At 51.5% G+C, this 22,097-nt stretch carries 20 protein-coding genes, 3 pseudogenes and 1 other annotated feature; of the genes and pseudogenes, 16 read left to right on the top strand and 7 right to left on the bottom strand.

The features are described 5' to 3' along the window. Nucleotides 1–215: 215 nt before the first annotated feature. A complete protein-coding gene (locus tag I656_RS13955) occupies nt 216–404 on the bottom strand; it encodes a YjzD family protein (protein ID WP_011230302.1) in 189 nt (62 codons plus the stop codon). A gap of 134 nt (nt 405–538) precedes the next feature. Between I656_RS13955 and I656_RS13960 the strand changes: the two genes are divergently transcribed. Next, nucleotides 539–1,279, top strand: a complete 741-nt coding sequence (locus tag I656_RS13960) for an alpha/beta fold hydrolase (protein ID WP_020753723.1) — start codon at nt 539–541, stop codon at nt 1,277–1,279. Nucleotides 1,280–1,442: 163 nt separating this feature from the next. On the opposite strand, the gene I656_RS0114560 is transcribed toward I656_RS13960, so the two are convergent. Then, nucleotides 1,443–1,694: a hypothetical protein gene (locus tag I656_RS0114560; protein ID WP_033004681.1), complete on the bottom strand. Its 252-nt coding sequence runs from the start codon at nt 1,692–1,694 to the stop codon at nt 1,443–1,445. 286 nt (nt 1,695–1,980) lie between these two features. Here I656_RS0114560 and I656_RS13965 point away from each other — a divergent pair, with 286 nt between their 5' ends. The 5 genes and pseudogenes from I656_RS13965 (at nt 1,981) to I656_RS0114555 (ending at nt 6,307) form a co-directional block, all read left to right on the top strand. Then, nucleotides 1,981–2,913: a beta-ketoacyl-ACP synthase III gene (locus I656_RS13965; RefSeq protein WP_011230305.1), complete on the top strand. Its 933-nt coding sequence runs from the start codon at nt 1,981–1,983 to the stop codon at nt 2,911–2,913. Nucleotides 2,914–2,955: 42 nt separating this feature from the next. Then, nucleotides 2,956–4,194 carry a beta-ketoacyl-ACP synthase II gene (fabF, locus tag I656_RS13970; RefSeq protein WP_015374148.1) on the top strand — a complete coding sequence of 413 codons (1,239 nt, stop codon included), beginning with the start codon at nt 2,956–2,958 and terminating at the stop codon, nt 4,192–4,194. Between the two features lie 144 nt (nt 4,195–4,338). Further along, complete coding sequence (locus I656_RS13975) at nt 4,339–5,139, top strand: DUF2268 domain-containing protein (protein ID WP_033004679.1); 801 nt, start codon at nt 4,339–4,341, stop codon at nt 5,137–5,139. 136 nt (nt 5,140–5,275) lie between these two features. After that, complete coding sequence (locus I656_RS13980; protein ID WP_015374150.1) at nt 5,276–5,482, top strand: hypothetical protein; 207 nt, start codon at nt 5,276–5,278, stop codon at nt 5,480–5,482. Between the two features lie 85 nt (nt 5,483–5,567). Next, nucleotides 5,568–6,307 (top strand): annotated as a pseudogene (locus I656_RS0114555) (YjbA family protein). 61 nt (nt 6,308–6,368) lie between these two features. Here I656_RS0114555 and trpS read toward each other — a convergent pair. After that, nucleotides 6,369–7,355 carry a tryptophan--tRNA ligase gene (gene trpS, locus I656_RS13985; protein ID WP_020753715.1) on the bottom strand — a complete coding sequence of 329 codons (987 nt, stop codon included), beginning with the start codon at nt 7,353–7,355 and terminating at the stop codon, nt 6,369–6,371. A 50-nt stretch (nt 7,356–7,405) separates the two neighbouring features. Beyond that, nucleotides 7,406–7,638, bottom strand: a binding site (T-box leader). Nucleotides 7,639–7,688: 50 nt separating this feature from the next. Continuing rightward, nucleotides 7,689–8,063 (bottom strand): DUF3899 domain-containing protein, encoded by a 375-nt coding sequence (locus tag I656_RS0114550; protein WP_033004677.1) that lies wholly within the window; start codon nt 8,061–8,063, stop codon nt 7,689–7,691. 417 nt (nt 8,064–8,480) lie between these two features. Here I656_RS0114550 and I656_RS13990 point away from each other — a divergent pair. From I656_RS13990 to I656_RS14010, 5 genes and pseudogenes are all read left to right on the top strand, one after another. Beyond that, nucleotides 8,481–10,132, top strand: a pseudogene (locus tag I656_RS13990) (peptide ABC transporter substrate-binding protein). A gap of 141 nt (nt 10,133–10,273) precedes the next feature. Next, nucleotides 10,274–11,203, top strand: a complete 930-nt coding sequence (opp3b, locus tag I656_RS13995) for an oligopeptide ABC transporter permease (protein WP_014195171.1) — start codon at nt 10,274–10,276, stop codon at nt 11,201–11,203. Beyond that, entirely contained in the window at nt 11,200–12,222 is a 1,023-nt protein-coding gene (opp3C, locus tag I656_RS14000) for an oligopeptide ABC transporter permease (protein ID WP_014195172.1), read from the top strand. The genes opp3b and opp3C overlap by 4 nt, the downstream gene beginning before the upstream one ends. A gap of 21 nt (nt 12,223–12,243) precedes the next feature. Next, nucleotides 12,244–13,305: an ABC transporter ATP-binding protein gene (locus I656_RS14005; protein ID WP_033004676.1), complete on the top strand. Its 1,062-nt coding sequence runs from the start codon at nt 12,244–12,246 to the stop codon at nt 13,303–13,305. Continuing rightward, a complete protein-coding gene (locus tag I656_RS14010; protein WP_033004675.1) occupies nt 13,298–14,233 on the top strand; it encodes an ABC transporter ATP-binding protein in 936 nt (311 codons plus the stop codon). The genes I656_RS14005 and I656_RS14010 overlap by 8 nt, the downstream gene beginning before the upstream one ends. Nucleotides 14,234–14,321: 88 nt before the next feature. Here the strand turns inward: I656_RS14010 and I656_RS14015 are convergent, their stop codons facing one another. Next, on the bottom strand, nt 14,322–14,504 hold the full coding sequence (locus tag I656_RS14015; protein ID WP_011230317.1) for a hypothetical protein: 183 nt from the start codon (nt 14,502–14,504) through the stop codon (nt 14,322–14,324). 302 nt (nt 14,505–14,806) lie between these two features. Here I656_RS14015 and spxA point away from each other — a divergent pair, with 302 nt between their 5' ends. Then, the gene (gene spxA / locus I656_RS14020) at nt 14,807–15,205 is read left to right on the top strand and encodes a transcriptional regulator SpxA (protein ID WP_011230318.1); all 399 of its coding nucleotides are present in this window, start codon (nt 14,807–14,809) and stop codon (nt 15,203–15,205) included. Nucleotides 15,206–15,255: 50 nt separating this feature from the next. Here the strand turns inward: spxA and I656_RS14025 are convergent, their stop codons facing one another. Beyond that, complete coding sequence (locus I656_RS14025) at nt 15,256–15,915, bottom strand: TerC family protein (RefSeq protein ID WP_020753709.1); 660 nt, start codon at nt 15,913–15,915, stop codon at nt 15,256–15,258. A gap of 210 nt (nt 15,916–16,125) precedes the next feature. Here I656_RS14025 and mecA point away from each other — a divergent pair, with 210 nt between their 5' ends. From mecA to pepF, 4 genes and pseudogenes are all read left to right on the top strand, one after another. After that, nucleotides 16,126–16,806 (top strand): adaptor protein MecA, encoded by a 681-nt coding sequence (mecA, locus tag I656_RS14030; RefSeq protein ID WP_020753707.1) that lies wholly within the window; start codon nt 16,126–16,128, stop codon nt 16,804–16,806. Nucleotides 16,807–16,902: 96 nt separating this feature from the next. Further along, nucleotides 16,903–18,412 (top strand): annotated as a pseudogene (cls, locus tag I656_RS0114545) (cardiolipin synthase). Between the two features lie 186 nt (nt 18,413–18,598). Beyond that, nucleotides 18,599–19,927, top strand: a complete 1,329-nt coding sequence (locus I656_RS14035) for a competence protein CoiA (RefSeq protein ID WP_033004673.1) — start codon at nt 18,599–18,601, stop codon at nt 19,925–19,927. Continuing rightward, nucleotides 19,927–21,750: an oligoendopeptidase F gene (gene pepF, locus I656_RS14040; protein ID WP_033004671.1), complete on the top strand. Its 1,824-nt coding sequence runs from the start codon at nt 19,927–19,929 to the stop codon at nt 21,748–21,750. The genes I656_RS14035 and pepF overlap by 1 nt, the downstream gene beginning before the upstream one ends. A 13-nt stretch (nt 21,751–21,763) precedes the next feature. Here the strand turns inward: pepF and I656_RS14045 are convergent, their stop codons facing one another. Beyond that, entirely contained in the window at nt 21,764–21,961 is a 198-nt protein-coding gene (locus I656_RS14045; protein ID WP_013523175.1) for a hypothetical protein, read from the bottom strand. Nucleotides 21,962–22,097: the final 136 nt, after the last annotated feature.

The following is a 22,097-nucleotide window of genomic DNA, read 5'->3' as shown; positions in this document are numbered from 1 at the left end:
ACCCGCTTCACAGACCCATAACCCATACATGGGTCTGAAAGCGGCGTTGTTCGGTCGCCCGACAGTCGATCAAATGCTCGGTAAAAGCTACAAATGTTAAAGCTTCAAATTGCATCTATATATAGGTGTTGAAGTGGGAGGATTCTCGGTTAAAGATGACAAAAAACAACGCCTTGGGACTTTCACCCCAAGGCGTTGTCTTATGAAGCGAATGATCAATGATGGTGATCCCCGGCCGGCTCGTCCGGAATCAGGGCTGCAATCACGAAGACTAAGATCGTCACGATGACGCCAAGCAAAGCACCGGTTGCGAAGTTATAGCCGATCCCTTGCATCGAGCCCATGACGTACGTTGCCATTTGCACGAGCAAAAACGTCCAAAAAAACGTCCAAAACAAGCGCATCTTTGTTCCTCCCATCTTCTCGTCATTCCTTTTCTTATCTTATCACAATTTGTCGCGTAGGCATATACCCGGACGTTTTTTTTTGGCCGCGCATATCGTATACTGTACCATTATGCATTGCCAAACAAGGGTGAATGGAAACGATGGCAGGACAACGGCGGTTTTTTCAACTCGATGAGCAATGGTGCATCGTTCACGTGCCGGAGCGCCCAAATGGGTTTGCCCTTTTTTTAATGGGCGACGGCGACCATTTTGTGAACGAACAGACGAGTTTTTGGCTCGAACATCCGGGGCGGCGCCAATGGCTGGGAGATTGGTTGAAACGTGGGTATACGGTCTTTTCGTCCCATTTGTACGGCCGGCATTGGGGAAGTCCGAAAGCGGTCCGGCTGGCGCGCCAGCTCATTTACTCGGTGTTGAAAAGCGAAATTGTGAACCAGCGCATCTATATCGTTGCCGAAGGAATGGGCGCGCTCGTTGCCTTGCAACTGCTTGGCGCCATGCCAAGTCAAATCCGCGCCGTCGCCATGATCAACCCTTGCCTTGACGTACGCGCCCAGCTTGACTATGAACAAGAACATCCATTCGTGTACCGGCGGATGGTGAGGGAAATCGCGACTGCCTATGGCTTGAAAGAAGAAGAGGTGCCGGAGGCTGTTCCGTCCCTCTTTCTCAGTCCTCATGACGTTCCGGTGACGATTTGGCAGCTGGCCGGAGTGAGCCCGTATCCATCCGCCTTGCATAGCCGTAAATATGAACAATGGATGAAAACGACAAACAACCGGGTGCGCGTCGTTTACGAGCTGCCGGAGAAACGGCGCCAACTGGCTCGGCAAATCGGGCAATTTTTCTGCCAATACAATGAACTCCCGTAAACGATAAGGCAGGAGCTGACTCAAAAGCTCCTTTTTGATGAAATTTCACCCAAGTATTGAAAAGACCACCTCTGACCCCTTGGTTGTACCGGGTTTTCAAGGTGGTCTATTTTTCCATGTTGCCTCAGATAGGGGTATTACCGCTTTTTTGGATCAGCCCCTGCTATTTTTTCAATAAGTCGACGAGCGAGGTGATCTTTTTCACGAGCGGTTTTAATTGTTGCCATGAGTCGGCTAGCGTATTGACGTTTTCAAACAGCTTCATGAAATCGATGTTCGGCAGTAAAGGCGGTTCTGCCCCGCTCCCTTGATCTTCGCGCTCGCCGGTTGCGCGAGAAGGAAAAGATCCGAACATTAGACGGGAAAAATGGTCTTGCCGTTCGCGACGTTGTTCTTGTGCTTCGCCGTTGGCCATGGGCGATCCTCCCTTTCATGCGATGGTTGCTCGTATTTGTATTGCTTTCATGCGATGGTTGCTCGTATTTGTATTGTATGGCAGAAAGGAAAAAGCGGTTTGGACAAATGCCTTAGGGGAACGGAAAGCGCTCGTTCAACTTTCGTTTTCTATTGCGCATCCACGCTCTTTCGGCTAAAATTAGTACCAAGTAATAATAATTGGTGATGTATACTGATTGTACATTCAAGTTTGGTTGTCAGCGTGAGCATTTTTTCGCCATTTTGGGAAAGAGGAGATGGACCATATGGGAGCAGGAATTATCGGGGTCGGCCGCTATGTGCCGGAGAAAGTGTTGACCAACTTTGATTTGGAAAAAATGATGGATACATCGGATGAATGGATCCGAACGCGCACCGGGATCGAGGAGCGCCGCATCGCCGCGGATGACATTGATACGTCCGATATGGCGTATTTTGCCGCCAAAAGGGCGCTTCAAGACGCTGGCATGGAGGCGAAGGACATTGATCTCATTTTAGTTGCCACTGTCACCCCGGACCGTCCGTTTCCGTCGGTCGCTTGCATGCTGCAAGAGCGGCTTGGCGCCGTCAACGCCGCTGCGCTTGATATTAGCGCTGCCTGCGCGGGGTTTATGTACGGGATGGTCACGGCCGCCCAATTTATTGACACAGGCGCCTACAAGTATATATTAGTAGTGGGGGCAGACAAACTATCGAAAATCACCGATTGGACCGACCGCAACACGGCGGTGCTGTTCGGCGACGGCGCCGGAGCGGTCGTCATGGGTCCGGTGTCGCCCGGGCGCGGGATTTTATCTTTCGAGTTGGGAGCTGACGGAACAGGAGGAAAACATTTATACAAAGACGAATATATCGTCATGAACGGCCGTGAAGTATTCAAGTTCGCCGTCCGGCAAATGGGAGAATCAAGCGTGCGTGTGCTTGAAAAAGCCGGGCTCACGAAAGACGATGTCGACTTTCTCATTCCGCATCAAGCGAACATTCGCATCGTCGAAGCGGCCAGACAGCGGCTCGAGCTGCCAGAAGAGAAAATATCGACAACCATCCGTCGATATGGCAACACGTCGGCCGCATCTATTCCGATTTCGCTTGTAGAAGAGTTGGAAGCGGGCAAAATCCATGACGATGATCTCATCATTATGGTCGGCTTCGGCGGCGGGCTGACGTGGGGCGCGATCGCTTTGCGCTGGGGCCGTTAACGGCACGTATATTATCGAAATAAAAAAGGAGAGACGGAAACGATGGAAAAAAGACGAGTCGTCGTGACAGGCATAGGCGCCGTCACCCCGCTTGGGAATGACGCAGAAACGACGTGGAAAAACATCATCGCCGGCCAGTCCGGCATCGACATTGTCACTCGCGTCAATCCGGACGACTTTCCGGCGAAAGTGGCGGCGGAAGTGAAAGACTTCGATCCGTCGCTGTTTATCGACCGCCGCGAGGCGCGGAAGATGGACCGATTTACCCAATTCGCCGTCGCGGCGGCGCTCATGGCGGTCAAAGATGCCAATCTCGACATTCATGAAAGCAACGCTGAACGGGTCGGCGTCTGGATTGGTTCTGGCATCGGCGGCATGGAGACGTTTGAACAGCAGTTTGAGATTTTCCAGCAGCGCGGTTATCGCCGAGTGAGCCCGTTTTTCGTGCCAATGATGATCCCGGATATGGCCGCTGGGCAAGTATCGATCATCCTTGGCGCGAAAGGGATCAATTCGTGCACGGTGACCGCTTGCGCGACCGGGGCGAACTCGATCGGTGATGCGTTTAAAGTCATTCAGCGCGGCGACGCCGATGTCATGATCACCGGCGGGACGGAAGCGCCGATTACGAAAATGTCGTTCGCCGGTTTTTGCGCCAATACGGCTCTTTCAACCAATCCAGATCCAAAAACGGCGAGCCGCCCATTTGACAAAAACCGCGACGGTTTCGTCATGGGTGAGGGAGCAGGCATCGTTGTTCTGGAGGAATTGGAGCACGCGTTGCGCCGCGGCGCGAAGATTTACGCCGAAATTGTCGGTTACGGTGCGACCGCTGATGCGTACCATATCACCGCGCCGGCGCCGGGCGGCGAAGGCGGCGTGCGGGCGATGCGCCAGGCGCTTCAAGACGCTGGCCTGAAGCCGGAGGAGATCGATTACATCAACGCCCACGGCACGAGCACCGAGTACAATGATAAGTATGAGACGGCGGCGATCAAAGAAGTATTCGGCGATCATGCCTATAAGCTCGCTGTCAGCTCGACGAAGTCGATGACCGGGCATTTGCTCGGGGCGACCGGTGCGGTGGAAGCGATTTTCTCCGTGCTGGCGATCCGCGACGGCATCATTCCGCCGACGATCAACTACGAAACACCGGATCCGGAATGCGACCTCGACTATGTGCCGAATGAAGCGCGCAAGCAAGACGTGCGTGCGGTCTTAAGCAACTCATTTGGATTTGGCGGCCATAATGCGACATTGATTTTTAAAAAATATGTGTAATGGATGAAAAGGAGAGCCTTGGTTGAGCAGAGCTGAAAACGCGTGACTAACGGCGGGTTCGGTTCAGCGTCAGGCTCTCTTTTTTGTTTTGTTTCACCGTCTTTTCCCTGCCGACATAACGTAAGAGAAAAGGAGGGAAAAGCGATGGGATTGCTTCCGACCGATCGATGGCTGGAAGAGGATGAAGGCGATCCGCTCCGGTTGTGCGCACGGTTGGCGCCGCTTTTTGGCAAGATGCCGGCGCGTGAGATTTACAGCTATTTACGGCTGTATGGCATGTACCGAAGCACTCGACAGGCCGAGCGGCTTTTGCCGGAGATGAAAGAGCGCCGTCTTTGGGAACGTCTTGGCCGTTTGTATGAACGGCAACGGGGGATATGGAAGGGGCCAGACGTTCCGGTATGTTTGCTGCCGGCCGATGACGAAAACTGGAAGCTTGCGCGCGAGTTTCAAGGAAAAGGCGGGGTGGCGTTTGCTGATAAATTGTTTTTCTTCTTGCTGCCTGATCATTGCGACGAGGAGATCGCCGCGTTGTTGGCGCATGAATACAACCATGTATGCCGTCTCAAGCAGTTGCCGAACGAAGGCGAAGATGCGACGTTGCTGGATGCCGTCGTGATGGAAGGATTGGCGGAGCATGCCGTCGCCGAGACAGTCGGCGCCGAACAGTGTGCGGGATGGACGAAGTATTACACCGATCGGGAGATGGAACGGTTTTGGCGGCGCTATATAGTCCCGAATAAACATTTGCCCGTTTCGCATCCGCATACTTCCCGCATTTTGTACGGACTTGGATGGCATCCGAAAATGGGGGGCTATGCCGTTGGGTATGCCATCGTCCGTCGCTGCCTGGAAAGAGGATATTCGCTCACCCAATTGATGACGATGGAAACGAAAGACATCGCGGAGTTGGCGGGCTTTTCAGACAAACAGGGAGCGTCTTAGCTCGAAACCGCATGGCGGACGCCGCTGTCCGGTTATCACAAGAATCTTAGGGACATCGGGCGCAAACAGGCATGTTGTCCATGACGCCGACATATATGTAGAACAAGGACGTGGACAAGAAAGAAGGGAAAGCCCGGTGGTCCGCCTGTTTTTTTATTTGGTCGGCTTTGGTTTTTCGGTCGTCGGCGGCATGATGGTGATCGCTTATTTAAACATCATCACCCCAGAGCGTGGTTTTCACGAATACTTGTCTTATATTTCGACAAGGGTGGAATGTTATTTATTCCCTATTGGCCTTCTTTTGATGTGGGGGAGCTTGACGTTTCCAAGCCGCAGCTCCTAGAGGGGAAAAGAGGACGAAATGGAATAAAATTCTGTCCCTCTGCCTATACTGATGGACAAACACGTCTGGAAGTGAGGGGTCTCGCATGCTTTATCTGCACGACATTTGGGTCAACTGGTTTGAAGGCGAAGAGAACGGATACAACGTCTGCCATTTCCATGAATGGCGCAAGGACGATCAAATCGAGCTGCTTGACCAAGTGCCATTGTTAAAAGTATCTCCGGCCCTGTTTCATTACATTGAAAACAGCTTGTCCGAGCTTCCAAAACCGCTGCTAGACGATGTGCATCAGAAGGCGTATGTCCGCAAAAACCATGAACGCATCCAGCTGGACTATTGTTTCGTTGTCACGGACGGCGCCGGCGTTTTGGCTGTCGATACAATCGGTTATCAAATCCCGATTCGCAAAAGCCGTCTCATTCCGCGTCAGGAACAACTCGTCTACGAAATGGCGGCCGAAGCGGAGGAACGGGACTATCCGCTGCGAGGTATGAAAAAGAATACCACATTTTATCGCCGGCTCCGGAACTGATGTGCGGACTCACGCGCAAAGAGCGGCAGTTGAAACAGCTGTTGTTTATGGCGCTTGACCAGCTTTATTCGACAAAAAATACGGCCCAGATGCGCTATTGGTATACGGAATGGGCGCCGGAAAAATACGCCGCTATTCAAAAAATGTCTTTTGATGAAGCGTGGGAACAATTGTATAACGAGACGAAATACGGGTGGTCCGAACGGCATGAGCAGCTGTGCGAAAACTTGATCAAAGGGCAGCCATTTTTCGAAAAACTGTGGGAAATGGAGCAAGAACCAAAAGTCAATTAAAAAACGGGCCAAGGCGATAGGCGCCTGCCCGTTTTTGTATGGCTTCGCTCGATGCGGCTATTTACCGCCGCCGCCCGAGCCCCATGGCATGCTCCATTTTGCGCACCATTTCCGATGCGACCCGATTTGCTTTTTCCGCCCCTTCATCCAACACGCGGTCAAGCTCCTCGCTTTCCATCCAATGGTGATACCGCTCTTGAATCGGTCGAAGCGTTTCGATGACGACTTGAGCGAGGTCGGCTTTGAAGACGCCGTATCCTTTTCCTTCGTATTGCCGCTCCAACTCCTCGATCGATTGACCGGATAGCGTCGAATAAATATTGAGCAAGTTCGAAATGCCTGGCTTCGCTTCTTTGTCGTAGCGAATCGTTCCTTCCGAGTCGGTGACCGCGCTTTTGATCTTCTTCTCGATCGTTTTCGCATCGTCAAGCAGTGTGATGTACGCTTTCGGGTTGGGGTCGGATTTGCTCATTTTTTTCGTCGGGTCGACAAGTGACATGATGCGGGCGCCGACTTTCGGAATGCGCGCCTCAGGGATCGTGAACAGCTCGCCATACCGTTTGTTGAAGCGCTCGGCCAGATCCCGCGTCAATTCGATATGCTGCTTTTGATCATCGCCGACCGGGACGATGTCGGTGTTATAAAGCAAAATGTCAGCGGCCATCAGCGGCGGGTACGTGAGCAGCCCGGCGCTGACCGCCTCTTTGCCGGCCGATTTTTCTTTAAATTGCGTCATCCGCTCAAGTTCGCCGATATAAACGATGCACTGCAGCATCCAAGCGGCTTGAGCGTGCGCCGGCACTTCTGACTGGATGAACAGCGTCGCTTGCGTCGGGTCGATGCCGACTGCTAAATACAAAGCGGCGAGGCGGCGGATGTTTTGCCGCAGTTCGTGTGGGTCTTGCGGAACGGTAATGGCGTGTTGGTCAACGATGCAAAAATAGCAGTTGTATTCATGCTGCAGCTCGACAAACTGCCGCAGCGCCCCGATGTAGTTGCCAAGGGTGATGACGCCGCTTGGCTGAATGCCGGAAAAAATGGTTTTCATCGATCTTCACTCCCTCAAGCAAAAAATAAAAAAGGCCCCGCCATCCCTCTGATAGGGACGGTAGGACCGCGGTGCCACCCTACTTATTGCGCCGACAAGCGCAATCGCTCAGCCCATGCTTAGCGCATGGCCCCCTGTAACGCGGGGAACGTCCCCGCCTACTGCGTCGCCGGTTCGGCGGGAAGCTCGAAAGCCCATTCCATATGGCTAGCCGCTTGTTCGCACCGTCCACAAGCTCTCTGAAGGCATCGCCATATGTACTTTTCTTTCTCATCGCTCGGTTTATTCGAGATTTGCCTTATATTATACGAAAAACATTCAGCTGTTGCAACCTTATTGCAAGGCATATCCGGCGGCGATCATCGCGAGAAACAAAAGGAGTCCGGCAAAAAGGAGCGGGTACGTGATGGCAAACCGCGCCGGACCGGGGGGCTCGTCCGCCTCGCTTTCCTCGGCCATTTCTTCCATATAGCGCTCCGCTTTCGTTGCGCTTTTGCGCAGCCGGCGGAATCCGTAGGCAAATCCGCTGAAAAACCCGCGCTCGTAAACGAACAAAAGCCCGCCAGCCGAAAGCGGCACAAGAGAGAGCAAAAAGGCGGTGTTAATAAAGGCAACCGCCGTCCATGCCCCTTGCCAGAAAACGATAAGCGCACTGGCCGCCAGCATAGCGGCCACCATCCACCCTGTTCGAACGGCGATCCGTTTCATTTTGTCTCTCCCGCCTTTCCAATTCGTTGTTTTTATTTTAACATATGTAAGAGGAAGGATTGTCAATGTTATTAACAACGTTATATCAGAAAATTTGTATTCATCTTGGAAACAGAGGAACAATTTGCTTTACAATAGGGATGAGGGGCGAAAAACCTATGTTGTAAGCGTTTTCTAATATATTGACAGAAATTTTTTATTTACAACAGCGTCAAAAGTCGGTAAAATGCAGATGTAAATACAAGCCGATCTTCCTGTCTGTTTTAAGTAATTAGAAATTTTTTATTTAGCAAAATAAAAAAATTCTTTTCAGGTATACTAATACAGGATATAATAAAACATGTAAGTACAATCTTCTGAAAACTAATGGTTCAGAAGATTTGTAATACACTACATAAACCTAAGGGGGGTTTTTTAGTGAAGAAGCGATTTTCTTTCTTCCTCGTCCTGCTTCTCGCGCTGTCGACGTTTTTAGCGGCGTGCGGCGGAGGCAAGGACAACAATAACGCCCAAGGCGGCCAGGGCGGCGAAAAGCGGCGGAGAAGAAGGAGCAGGTGCTGAACTTGCTTGAAACCCAAGAGATCCCGTCGCTTGATTCGGCGCTCGCTACGGACCAAGTATCGTTCATCGTTTTGAACAACGTCATGGAAGGTCTTTACCGTTTAGGGAAAGACAATAAGCCTGTGCCAGGGGTAGCGGAAAGCTACACGGTAAGCGAAGACGGCAAAACGTATACGTTTAAGCTTCGTCAAGATGCGAAATGGTCAAACGGCGATCCGGTGACGGCGCACGACTTCGTGTTCGCATGGAGACGAGTGCTTGACCCGAAAACGAAAGCGGAGTATGCGTACATTATGTACGACATTAAAAATGCTGCAGCAGTCAATACGGGCAAATTGCCAGTTGACCAGCTCGGCGTCAAAGCTCTCGATAATTACACGCTCCAAGTCGAGCTTGAAAACCCGATTCCGTATTTCATCAGCTTGACGGTATTCGGTACGTTCATGCCGCAAAACGAAAAATTCGTTAAAGCCCAAGGCGACAAATACGGTTTGGAAGCCAATACGACGCTGTACAACGGCCCGTTCGTCTTAAGCGAATGGAAGCATGAGCAAGGCTGGACGTATGCGAAAAACCCGAACTACTGGGATAAAGATACGGTCAAGCTGGAAAAAATCAACGTCAAAGTCGTAAAAGAGACCGCAACAATGGTAAACCTTTACGACACAAAAAAAGCGGATCGCGTTATCCTAAGTGCGGAGTTTGTTGATAAATATAAAAAAGACAAAAATTTCCACACGTATCTTGAACCATCGATTTTCTGGCTGCGCATGAACACGAAGAAAGAACCGTTGAACAACGTCAACGCTCGCAAAGCGATCGCGATGGCTATCGATAAAGAGGCGATGGTGAACACGTTGTTCAACAACGGCTCGGTTGTGGCCAACTATGCGGTTCCGAAAGACTTCGTCACCGGTCCGGACGGCAAAGACTTCCGTGACGCTAACGGCGATTTAGTGTCGTACAATGTGGACGAAGCGAAAAAATTGTGGGAGCAAGCGAAAAAAGAGCTTGGCAAAGATAAATTCACTATTGAATTGTTAAACTATGACGACGACGTCGCGAAGAAAGTCGGCGAATACTTAAAAGAACAGCTTGAAAAGAACTTGCCTGGCCTTACGGTCAACATTAAACAACAGCCGTTCAAACAAAAACTTGAGCTAGAAAGCAATATGCAGTATGAACTATCCTTCTCTGGCTGGGGTCCGGACTATCAAGACCCGATGACGTTCCTTGATCTGTGGACGACAAATAACCCGCACAACCAAACGGGCTGGTCGAATGCTGAATATGACAAGCTGATTAAAGATGCGAAAACGACGCTGCTTGGCGACTTGCAAGCCCGTTGGGACGCAATGTTGAAAGCAGAAAAAATCCTCTTTGAAGAAATGCCAATTGCTCCGCTGTATCAACGCGGCCGTGCGTATTTGCAACGTGAATACGTAAAAGACATTGTTATTCATTCATTTGGTGGAGATTATAGCTATAAATGGGCGTATATCGAGTAACCGTTCTCTAGGAGGTGCGGAGGAGAGTATATGCAAGGGCATATACTCTCCTTTTGCCTGCCAAGGCGAAAAATGTCGAAAAAACTTGAAGATTGAAATACCATTGGTATTAAACAGGAAATAAACAGAGGAGGTGCAGCCATGGCGCGGTATACGATTCAGCGGCTCGTATATATGGTGATTACGCTGTTTATTATTGCGACCGTGACGTTCTTTTTGATGAAGCTGTTGCCCGGTTCGCCGCTGCAAAACCAAGAAAAATTGACCCCAGAGCAGCGAGCCATCATTTTGAAAGAATATGGGCTCGACAAACCAGTGCCTGTCCAATACGTTCAATATTTAGGCAACTTGTTAAAAGGAGATTTGGGTGTTTCGTTCCAGTATGACAACCGGCCGGTAACAGAGTTGATCGGCGACCGGATCGGCCCGTCGGCCCAGCTTGGGTTCCAGGCGATCGTCTTGGGCACGCTCGTCGGTTTAGTGCTCGGCATTTTGGCGGCTATTCGCCATAACAGTTGGGGAGATTATACAGCCACGGTCATTGCAGTCATCGGGATTTCCGTTCCGTCGTTCGTGTTGGCCGGATTTCTGCAGTATTTCATCGGTGTTAAACTGCAATGGCTGCCGGTCGCGTTTTGGGAAGGGTTTAAGTATACGATTATGCCGACGTTGGCGCTGTCTGTCGGCGTCATTGCCAACACCGCCCGCTTTATGCGTACGGAAATGCTTGAGGTGCTGTCATCCGATTATATTTTAACAGCCCGCGCGAAAGGGATTAGCAATGCGGGGGTCATCATCAAGCATGCGATCCGCAACTCGCTCATTCCAGTTATCACAATTCTCGGACCGATGGCGGTCAACTTAATGACGGGAACGCTCGTCATCGAGAAAATTTTTGCCGTTCCCGGTCTCGGCGAGCAGTTTGTCCGTTCGATCGAGCTGAACGACTACCCTGTCATTATGGGCACTACGTTGTTTTATTCGGCGTTATTGATTTTTGTCATTTTTATCGTTGATATTCTCTATGGGATTGTCGACCCACGCATTCGTTTAGCGGGAGGGAAAAAATGATGGCGAAACAACAATACGACCAGCTTTCACCGGAATGGTTTCAGCCCGCCCCGCCGAACGTCGGCGAGCAGGAAAAAATCAGCCGCCCAAGTTTGACGTTTTGGCATGACGCTTGGCTTCGCCTGCGCGAAAACAAAGCGGCGATTGCCGGGCTGACCATGATTATCATTTTAGCGTTATTGGCGATTTTTGCCCCAATGGCAAGTGAACGTTCCTATAAAGAGCAAAACTTAAGCCATGCGAAACTGCCGCCCAAAGTTCCGGTGTTGGAGCATATTAGCTGGCTGAATTTAGACGGGAAGGACGCCAATGGCGTTGATGTATATAAACAGCGCGGCGTGAAAGAGTACTATTGGTTTGGCACCGACGATTTAGGCCGCGACCTGTGGGTGAGAACATGGTATGGCACGCGCATCTCGCTGTACATCGGTTTGTTGGCCGCGTTGATCGATTTGTTCATCGGCATTGCCTATGGCGGCATTTCCGGCTATTATGGCGGCCGGGTCGACAATGTGATGCAGCGGATCATCGAAATTTTAAACGGGATTCCGTATTTGATCGTCGTCATTTTATTTATCTTAATTTTTGAGCCGGGGATTATTTCGATCACGCTGGCGATGGTCATCACCGGCTGGACGACGATGGCGCGCATTGTCCGCGGGCAAATATTGAAGCTAAAAAATATGGAATATGTGCTGGCCGCACGGACGCTCGGGGCGTCTAATTCACGGCTTATTTTTAAACATTTAATCCCGAACGTGATGGGGCCGATCATTATTACGACCATGTTTACGATTCCTACGGCGATTTTTACCGAGGCGTTTTTAAGTTTTATCGGTCTTGGCATCCGTCCGCCGGAAGCGTCGCTCGGTTCGCTCGTCAGCGAGGGATTTAAGTCGATTCAGACATATCCGCATTTGATTATTATCCCATCGATTGTCATCAGCTTGCTCATTTTAAGCTTTAACTTAGTGGCCGACGGGCTGCGCGATGCGCTCGACCCGAAAATGCGCAAATAACCGACGGAAGGGGTGAAACCGATGGAGAAAATTTTGCAGGTGAACGATTTGCACATCTCCTTCGACATTCATGCCGGTGAAGTGCAGGCCGTCCGCGGCGTCACCTTTGATTTGTACAAAGGAGAAACGCTGGCGATCGTCGGCGAGTCAGGGTCTGGGAAATCAGTGACTTCAAAAGCGTTGATGCGCCTGTTGCCGACACCGCCGAGCCGGATTAAGCAAGGGGAAATTTTATTTGAAGGAAAAGACTTGACCAAGCTGTCGGAGAAAGAAATGCAATCGATCCGCGGTGCGAAAATTTCAATGATTTTCCAAGATCCGATGACGTCGCTCAATCCGACGATGACGATTGGGAAACAAATTATGGAAGCGATTTTAAAGCATCAAAAGCTGTCGAAAGATGAAGCGCGCAAACGGGCGATTGAACTATTGCAGCTGGTCGGCATTAAAAACGCCGAGTTGCGCATGAAGCAATACCCGCACCAATTTTCCGGCGGGATGCGCCAGCGTGTTGTCATCGCCATCGCCTTGGCGTGCAATCCGAAAATTTTGATCGCCGATGAACCGACGACAGCGCTTGATGTGACGATTCAGGCGCAAATTTTGGAGTTGATGAAAGACATTCAGAAAAAGCTCGGCATGTCGATTATTTTCATCACCCATGATTTAGGGGTTGTCGCCAACATGGCCGACCGAGTGGCCGTGATGTATGCCGGGAAAATCGTGGAGATCGGCACGGTGGATGAAATTTTTTACAATCCGAAACATCCGTACACGTGGGGATTGCTGGCCTCGATGCCGAGCCTTGATCATAAAGATACGGAGCTGTATTCGATTCCGGGTTCGCCGCCGGATTTGTTAAATCCGCCAAAAGGCGATGCGTTTGCGCCGCGCAATCCGTATGCGCTCAAAATCGACTACGAGCTCGAGCCGCCGATGTTCCAAGTGTCCGATACACACTATGCGGCGACATGGCTGTTGCATGAGATGGCGCCGAAAGTGGAACCGCCGGCCGTTGTGCGCGAGCGGATGGAACGGTTTGCTGACATCGTCGCCCGAAAAGGAGGGAAACCGCGTGGCTAGACAAAAGCTGCTTGAAGTCAAAAACTTGAAACAGTATTTCCCTGCTGGCCGCGGTGAAGTGGTGAAAGCGGTCGACGGCGTCACCTTTGACATTTATAAAGGTGAAACGTTCGGCCTTGTCGGCGAGTCGGGCTGCGGCAAGTCGACAACAGGACGGACGATCATCCGGCTGTACGAAGCGACGGAAGGAGAAGTGCTGTTTAACGGCGTCAATGTGCACGGCAAAAAATCAAAAAAAGAGCTGAAAGAGTTAAATCGGAAAATGCAAATGATTTTCCAAGATCCGTATGCGTCGCTCAATCCGCGGATGACGGTCGCCGACATTATCGCTGAGGGCATTGACATCCACGGATTGGCGAAAACGAAAGAGGAGCGGATGCAGCGCGTCTATGAGCTGCTTGAGACGGTCGGGTTGAACCGCGAGCATGCCAGCCGCTACCCGCATGAGTTTTCGGGCGGGCAACGCCAGCGGATCGGCATCGCCCGGGCGTTGGCGGTCGAACCGGAATTCATCATCGCCGATGAGCCGATTTCGGCGCTTGACGTTTCCATTCAGGCGCAAGTCGTCAACTTGCTGAAGCGGCTGCAGCGTGAAAAAGGATTGACGTACTTGTTTATTGCCCATGACTTGTCGATGGTCAAATACATCAGCGACCGGATCGGCGTCATGTATTTCGGGAAAATGGTCGAGCTTGCCGACGCGGAAGAGCTGTACCGCAATCCGATCCACCCATACACGAAGGCGCTCTTGTCGGCCATTCCGCTTCCTGATCCGGAAACGGAGCGGACGCGCAAGCGGATCGTTTACGATCCGGCGCAACATGGCTACAAAGATGGAGAGGAACTTGAATTCCGTGAAATTACGCCTGGCCATTTTGTGCTTTGTTCGGAGGAAGAGTATAAGCGGTATCGGGCGATGTATGCCTAGCCAAATCGAAAAAAGCGCCGCTCCTTCATCGCCGCATGATGCGAACGGTGAAAGAGGCGGCGCCCACCTATGCGCCTGTCTTGGCGCGTTATTTTTTTCCTCCGACGACTTTCCATCCTTGTTGGATGCGGCGAGAGGCCTCGACATGCTTTCCACTTTTGTTTCGGCCGAACATCCGCTCTCCGATCGTGTTGCTGATGTTCCCCATCAATGCGGTGAGGACGACGATCAATGCCGAAGCAATGGCAAAGTCGATGAAATAGCCGGCCATCGGTTCTTCCTCCCTTTTCCTTTTCTACTTTGATTGTAGAGGATTTGCCTTCACTTTGGAAGAGGAAAGAAAGAAAATTGCATTTATCATCGAAAAACTATATCTTTCTTGGCCGATGTATTGTATAATATATCATGTTAAAGTCATTTCAATTTGCAAACGATTGGCAAAGCGGCTGATCGCCAGACTGGCGTCCAGGCCGTGTCGCTATGCTGTCAGACGTCAAACCGGCATAGCGGTGCACGTCTGTCGTCTGACGGACGAGGGAAGCAAGGGATTCCTTGTCAAAAGGAGTGATCGAAGTGGTCAAGCTATACACATCACCGAGCTGCACGTCATGCCGGAAGGCGAAGGCGTGGCTCGAGAAGCACAATATTCCTTATGTCGAGCGCAATATTTTCTCCGAGCCGCTCACGGTCGAGGAGATTAAAGAGATTTTGCGGATGACGGAAACGGGGACGGATGAGATCATTTCCACCCGTTCGAAAGTATTCCAGAAGCTGAACATTAACTTGGAAGCTCTGCCGCTGCAAGATTTGTACGAACTCATTCAAAAAAACCCAGGCATTTTGCGCCGGCCGATCATCATTGATGAAAAGCGGCTTCAAGTCGGCTACAACGAAGATGAAATCCGCCGCTTTCTGCCGCGCAAAGTGCGGGCGTATCAGCTTCGTGAAGCGCAGCGGCTGGTGAACGGGTAATAAAAAAACTTCTACATGGTCTGCCATGTAGAAGTTTTTTATCATTTGCTTTATGCGGCGCGCGACCGGCGGTGGGCCGCCAAGCCGAGCAAAACGGCAAGAACGGCCGCCGCCATTGGAAACAGCGCCTCCCCATTCGGGGGGTAAAACGGGCGCAACCGCTCTTCGGCAGCGATCATCTTTCCAGCGGTGTACGCCAAGAGGGCGCCGCCGGCATAAATGAGAATCGGGAACCGTTCCATGGCATAAAGGATGATTTTGCTGCCTAAAATGATGATAGGAACGGAACAGAGAAAACCGAACACAACAAGTCCGATATGGCCTTGAGCCGCTCCAGCGATGGCGATGACGTTGTCAAGACCCATGGCGACATCGGCGGCGACGATCGTCTGGATGGCTTTCCAAAGCGACGGTTCGGCTTTGATCATAGTCGGTTTTTCGTCTTTTTGCCCGATCAGTTTCAAGGCGATCCAAAAGAGGACGATGCCTCCAGCGAGCTGCAAGAACGGAATCGTCAACAGCCAAACGACGGCCACCGTCAAGACAATGCGAACAGCGATCGCCAGCGCGGTGCCGACAATGATGGCCACATTCCGCTTTTGTTCCGGCAAGTTGCGGCTTGCTAGCGCAATGACAACCGCATTGTCCCCGCCAAGAATGACATCAATGCCGATAATCAGCAAGATGGAAACGATGTATTCATCCACCATAGGCGTCCCTCATTCCGTCCGTGTTCATCATCATTATAGTAGGGCATGGCCGGTTTCATAACCAATTTTTAAAAATGCGTTTTTTTATTTCCCTTCTTTCGCTTTTTATCATAAAATAAAAGTACAAGATCATAAGTTTTGATTTAAATAGTTTCAGGGGCACAATCCCTTCCTTTTTTATTTCTTTGTTTTAGAAGGGAGAGTTGAGAAATGGAAATCGAACGCATCAATGAACATACGGTGAAGTTCTACATTTCCTATGTTGATATAGAGGAGCGCGGCTTTGACCGCGAGGAAATTTGGTACAATCGGGAACGAAGCGAAGAATTATTTTGGGAAATGATGGATGAAGTTCATGGGGAAAGCGATTTTTCGCTCGATGGTCCGCTTTGGATCCAAGTGCAGGCGCTCGAAAAAGGGCTTGAAGTCGTCGTGACGAAAGCGCAGTTGTCCAAAGACGGAAGCAAGCTCGAGCTGCCGCTTCCAGAAGAGAAATGGCGCGAGTTTTCGCTGTCAGCTGATGAAAAGGTGGAATCGCTGTTCGGCCACCATTTCCACTTTGGTCAAAACGGGGACGCCGAGGAGAGAGAAGAGCAAGATGTCCTTCAATTCACCCTTTCGTTCCAAGATATCGAGGATGTCATTTCCTTGGCCCATCGCGCTGACTTCTCTCGATTGTCGAACCGCCTGTTCCAATTTGAAGGCCGCTATTACTTGTTCGTGGAGTTTGACGAGCGCTACACCGAGCAGGAAGTGGACAATATGCTCAGCCTTCTGTTGGAATACGGAAGCGATTCCCAGCTGACGATTTATCGACTTGAAGAATACGGGACTGAAATTATGGGCGACAATGCACTCGAAACGATCAAAACGTATTTTCCAGCCTCATAATGTTTCCATTCCGCCGATTTCGCCGCCAGAAATCGGCGTTTTCTACGTTAGCGGAAGAAAAACGGCCATCATGAAGAGCCGGGTGGAGGGGTTTTGTTGCGAAACACATCGAGAGTGGCGATTCTCGTCGTCATTGTCGGCGCGTTGCTGGCATTGACGAACGGGTTTTGGGAAGGGAAGCTGCTTGGTCTTTTCAGCGTATTGATGTCTTGTTCCGTCATCTTTATCGCGCTGGTCATTTCTCTTGAGAATCGAAAGCCGGCGCAGACGATTGCTTGGCTGGCGGTGCTGGGGAGCTTTCCGATTGTCGGTTTTTTGTTTTATTTATTGTTCGGACGCAACTACTGGCAACAACGGCGCTATAAAAAGAAAGCCGATTTTGATGAGGCGGTGCTGCTCAAGTTCCAAGAGCCGTCGCCGATTGCCGTCGAGCGGCTGCCGATGGCGCCCCATCAGCGTCCGCTTTTGCGCCTTGCTTATCGCATCGGCCAGCATCCGGTTTCACTCGCGTCGCAGACGGCGGTGTTGACCAACGGTGAGGAGACATTTTCGGCCATTTTTGCCGAACTGGAAAAAGCGGAACACCATATTCATTTAGAATATTATATCGTCCGTCATGATGAAATCGGTCAACAGTTGAAGCGCGTCTTGATGGAAAAGGCGCGCCAAGGGGTGCGCGTCCGTTTTTTGTACGACGCCGTTGGAAGCTGGAAGTTGTCAAACGCCTATATCGAGGAGTTGCGCGCGGCGGGAGTCGAGATGATCCCGTTTTCGCCAGTGCGCCTGCCGTTTTTAAGCAACCAGATCAATTTCCGCAATCACCGAAAGATCATTGTCATCGATGGAGGCGTCGGCTTTGTCGGCGGGCTGAACATCGGGGATGAGTATTTAGGAAAAAACAAATATTTCGGATTTTGGCGTGATACGCACTTATTGATCCGCGGTGAAGCCGTCCGGACGCTCCAGCTCATTTTTTTGCAAGATTGGTATTACATGACGGGGGAACGCTTGTTGACGCCGGACTATTTGTCGCCGCCGCTCATCGTCGAGGAAGGGCAAGGCGGGGTGCAGCTCATCGCCGGCGGTCCGGACCAAAAGTGGGAAGTGATCAAACAGCTGTATTTTGCCATGATTACGTCGGCGAAACAATCGATTTGGGTTGCCTCGCCGTACTTTGTGCCGGATGAGGACATTTTGACGGCGCTCAAAGTGGCGGCGTTAAGCGGCATTGACGTTCGCCTGCTGGCGCCAAAGCGTCCGGACAAAAAAAATTGTCTTTTACGCTTCGCGCTCGTATTTTCCCGAGCTGCTCGAGGCTGGGGTGAAAATTTACGAGTATGAGAAAGGGTTTTTGCACAGCAAAGTCATCGTCGTCGATGGCGAGCTCGCCTCGATCGGCACGGCGAACATGGATATGCGCAGTTTTCATTTAAACTTTGAAGTGAACGCCTTTTTGTATTATACCGACAGCATTCATAAACTCGTCCGCGACTTTTTGGAAGATTTTCGCCACGCTTCCATGATCGATTACGAACAGTTTCAACAGCGCCCGTTCCGGGTGCGTGTCGCTGAATCGGTCTCCCGGCTGTTGTCGCCTCTGTTGTAACAAACCGCTTGTAACACCAGTCCGCCGAATCGGCGGACTTTTTTCGGCGCAATCTGGCTCAGGGCAGGAAAACCGGCGATGGTCGACGAATAAAAGGGAAGAACCGGACGGTGAAGGGGGCAGCAGAGAACAATTCCAGCTGTTCCCGCTCACAGACAACTATTTTTTACTGGAAAGGAAGTGATCATGTTGTTTGTCGCTCTCTCAGCTGATGGCAGGCCGGTTTCGCTTGCCGGGGCGGAAAGATGGGAACGAGAGGGGCTGATGCGCCTGAAACGACAGGAACCGTTTTTTTGTCCCGCATGCCGTCAAGAAGTGGTGCTCCGATCGGGCCGCTACCGTTTGCCGCATTTCGCCCACCGCAAAGGGGCGACTTGCCCGGTCGAGCACGAGCCGGAGTCGGAGCGCCACTTAACCGGGAAGCGAGACTTGTTCGCGTGGCTCATTCGCCAAGGCACCGAGGCGAAGCTCGAGCCGTATTTGCCCGCCATCAAGCAACGTCCTGACGTATTGTTCCGCCATGGCCCTCACCTTTATGCCCTCGAATACCAATGTTCCACGATCGATGAATCGCTGTTTCGCGAACGCAATGACGGCTACCGTCGCCTCGGCATCCGCCCGTTGTGGGTGTTAGGAGCCCATCACTTGCGGCGCTCACCGAAATATTCGAGCGAAGTGCAGCTCTCCCGCTTTCAGTGGCTGTTCGCCCATCGTGCCCCGCATTCGGCTGTTCCGCATATATGGTACTACAGCCCAGAGACGAAGCGCTTCATCCGCCTTTTCCGCCCGCTGCCGCTATCGGTGCAGCGCACGTTGACCGCTATCGATTCGATTCCGCTTTCTTCCCTGTCCTTCACCGATTGGATGACCCCCCGTCCACAGCCGCTTCCGCCCGCGTTTTGGGAACGATGGCTCGAACGAAAAAAACAATGGCGGCGGACGTTTCCGCTTTATCCGAACCAAACCGTGCGCCGCATTTGTGCTGATTTTTACCAGGCGGGCATCGTTCCGTCACTGTTTCCGACCGAAGCGGGCTGGCCAGTGCCGCGCGGGTATTTATGGGAGACGGCGCCGTTCATTTGGCAAACGTATGTCCTTTTGTTTCTTCTAGGAAAGACCGGACGGCCGGCAACGGCAGCGTCTTTATTTCAGTGGCTCGACGACAAAATCCGCACCGGCCGCCTCGTTCCGCGCCGGCTGCCGCTTGTCGGCCGGGATACGTATCGTGAGGCCGTCGGCGAGTATTTGCATTGGTTGAGCCTGCTCGGCTATCTCCGCCGCGAAGAGGGCGGCCGACTTCATTTGGTGAAGCCGCTGTCGTTTCCGTCGACCGTCGATCAGATGATTCATCAAGATGCTGCGCTTCTTGATCAAATTCGCCAAACGTCAGCGCTTAGCCGCTATTGGTCATCGCTTGAGTTCGGAGGAGTGGAAAAAATGAGCAGAAAACAGGAAAAGATGAACGGAATGGTGAATAATAATTCGTGTATCGATTATTTGTATAAGGAGGAATGATGACGGTGGAGGAAAAGAAAGCGAAAAAGTCGCTGCCGCTGCGAAGCGAGATTCCGGTTGAGGAAACGTGGCGGCTTGAGGACATTTTTCCCACCGATGACGCCTGGGAAGAAGAGTTCAAACAAGTGAAGGCAATGATTCCGAAGCTTGGCGAATACAAAGGGCGGCTTGGCGAATCGCCGGAAGTGTTGTATGAAGCATTGCAATACCAAGATGAAGTGTCGATGCGCCTAGGCAAGCTGTATACATACGCCCATATGCGCTATGACCAAGATACGACCAACTCGTTTTACCAAGGGCTCGACGCCCGGGCGAAAAGCTTGTACAGCGAAGCATCGAGCGCGATGGCGTTTATCGTGCCGGAAATTTTGGCGATCAATGAAGCGGTGTTGCGCTCGTTTTTGGAACAATACGAGCCGCTTCGCTTGTATGCGCACGCGTTAGACGAGATTACGCGCCAGCGCCCGCACGTGCTGTCGGCGGAAGAAGAAGCGATATTGGCGCAGGCGGCCGAAGTGATGCAGGCGACATCCGACACGTTCAGCGCGTTGAACAACGCTGATTTGACGTTTCCGACGATCATCGACGAAAACGGCGAGGAAGTCGAAGTAACGCATGGCCGGTTCATCCGCTTTTTAGAAAGCACGGACCGCCGCGTCCGCCGCGATGCGTTTTACGCCGTATACCATACGTATGAGAAGTTTCAAAACACGTTCGCCAATACGCTTGCCGGCACGGTGAAAAAAGACAACTTTTTCGCCCGCATCCGCCGCTACAGCTCGGCGCGGGAAGCGGCGTTGGATGCGAACAACATTCCGGAGAGCGTCTATGACAACTTGATCGCCACGATTCACGAACATTTGCCGCTGTTGCACCGGTACGTACGGCTGCGCAAACGAGTGCTTGGGCTTGATGAGCTGCATATGTACGACTTGTACACGCCGCTTGTCCAAGATGTGAAAATGGAAGTGACGTACGACGAAGCGAAGCAATATATGCTTGAAGGGCTAGCGCCGCTTGGCGAGGAATATGTGGCGATCGTGAAAGAAGGTCTTGACAACCGTTGGGTCGATGTGCGCGAAAACAAAGGAAAACGAAGCGGCGCCTATTCGTCGGGAGCATACGGCACCCATCCGTACATTTTGCTCAACTGGCAGGACAATGTGAACAATTTGTTTACACTTGTGCATGAGTTTGGCCATTCGGTGCACAGCTACTATACGCGCAAAACGCAGCCGTATCCGTATGCGCATTATTCAATCTTCGTCGCCGAAGTGGCGTCGACGTGCAATGAGGCGCTGTTGAACGACTATTTGCTGAAAACGATCGATGATGAGAAAAAGCGGCTCTATTTGCTCAACCATTATCTTGAGGGGTTCCGCGGCACGGTTTTTCGCCAGACGATGTTCGCTGAGTTTGAGCATTTGATCCATTTGAAGGCGCAACAAGGTGAAGCGTTGACGGCCGAAATGTTGACTGCTCTTTATTACGACTTAAATAAAACGTATTTTGGCGATGATATTGTCGTGGACAAAGAAATCGGCCTCGAGTGGGCGCGCATTCCGCATTTTTATTACAACTACTATGTGTACCAATACGCAACCGGCTTCAGCGCGGCGATTGCACTCAGCAAACAAATTTTGGAAGAAGGCGAACCGGCGGTGACACGGTACATCGACTTTTTGAAAGCCGGCAGCTCTGATTACCCGATTGAAGTGCTGAAAAAAGCCGGCGTCGACATGACGAGCGCCGAGCCGATCCGCCAAGCGTGCCAAGTGTTTGCCGAAAAGCTGGAAGAGATGGAGCGGCTGCTTGAGAAATGAAACGAATGCGACGCTACAGCCGCATTCGTTTTGACGGAAATCCACGAAACTGATGGCGGCGGTTCCATGTCGCTGCCAGGCCAAGCAAGGAGAGAAACAAAAGCGGCATGGTCGCCCAAAGCGGAAGGAGCTGCATAAGGCCCAACAAATTCAGAATAAAGGCGGCAGCGGATGCCGCCGCCCAAAGGGATAAGACGATGCGCTGCTTCATGGCGATGGCCACCTCTTCCCATTTGCTTTAGTTGATGGCTCTTCACCACAACATGTACTTGACAAGCAATACGGTTTCCTGCACAAAGATGTGCAAAAATCACTGATTTGTTGATTTTCCCTCACAAGCGTAAATA

This window comes from Geobacillus sp. WSUCF1 (assembly GCF_000422025.1).
In the GTDB taxonomy this organism is placed as follows: Bacteria; Bacillota; Bacilli; order Bacillales; family Anoxybacillaceae; genus Geobacillus; species Geobacillus zalihae.
This window is presented reverse-complemented; position numbering and strand designations above follow the sequence as displayed.

Bases quoted from the DNA above. Each gene is read 5' to 3' on its own strand.
- I656_RS14045 (WP_013523175.1), bottom strand. From the start codon at position 21,961: ATGAAGCAGCGCATCGTCTTATCCCTTTGGGCGGCGGCATCCGCTGCC.
- I656_RS13955 (WP_011230302.1), bottom strand. From the start codon at position 404: ATGCGCTTGTTTTGGACGTTTTTTTGGACGTTTTTGCTCGTGCAAATG.
- I656_RS14015 (WP_011230317.1), bottom strand. From the start codon at position 14,504: ATGGCCGGCTATTTCATCGACTTTGCCATTGCTTCGGCATTGATCGTC.
- I656_RS14035 (WP_033004673.1), top strand. From the start codon at position 18,599: ATGTTGTTTGTCGCTCTCTCAGCTGATGGCAGGCCGGTTTCGCTTGCC.
- I656_RS0114560 (WP_033004681.1), bottom strand. From the start codon at position 1,694: ATGGCCAACGGCGAAGCACAAGAACAACGTCGCGAACGGCAAGACCAT.
- opp3C (WP_014195172.1), top strand. From the start codon at position 11,200: ATGATGGCGAAACAACAATACGACCAGCTTTCACCGGAATGGTTTCAG.
- I656_RS14005 (WP_033004676.1), top strand. From the start codon at position 12,244: ATGGAGAAAATTTTGCAGGTGAACGATTTGCACATCTCCTTCGACATT.
- I656_RS13975 (WP_033004679.1), top strand. From the start codon at position 4,339: ATGGGATTGCTTCCGACCGATCGATGGCTGGAAGAGGATGAAGGCGAT.
- I656_RS13965 (WP_011230305.1), top strand. From the start codon at position 1,981: ATGGGAGCAGGAATTATCGGGGTCGGCCGCTATGTGCCGGAGAAAGTG.
- pepF (WP_033004671.1), top strand. From the start codon at position 19,927: ATGACGGTGGAGGAAAAGAAAGCGAAAAAGTCGCTGCCGCTGCGAAGC.
- opp3b (WP_014195171.1), top strand. From the start codon at position 10,274: ATGGCGCGGTATACGATTCAGCGGCTCGTATATATGGTGATTACGCTG.
- I656_RS14025 (WP_020753709.1), bottom strand. From the start codon at position 15,915: ATGGTGGATGAATACATCGTTTCCATCTTGCTGATTATCGGCATTGAT.
- fabF (WP_015374148.1), top strand. From the start codon at position 2,956: ATGGAAAAAAGACGAGTCGTCGTGACAGGCATAGGCGCCGTCACCCCG.
- I656_RS13960 (WP_020753723.1), top strand. From the start codon at position 539: ATGGAAACGATGGCAGGACAACGGCGGTTTTTTCAACTCGATGAGCAA.
- I656_RS0114550 (WP_033004677.1), bottom strand. From the start codon at position 8,063: ATGAAACGGATCGCCGTTCGAACAGGGTGGATGGTGGCCGCTATGCTG.
- trpS (WP_020753715.1), bottom strand. From the start codon at position 7,355: ATGAAAACCATTTTTTCCGGCATTCAGCCAAGCGGCGTCATCACCCTT.
- mecA (WP_020753707.1), top strand. From the start codon at position 16,126: ATGGAAATCGAACGCATCAATGAACATACGGTGAAGTTCTACATTTCC.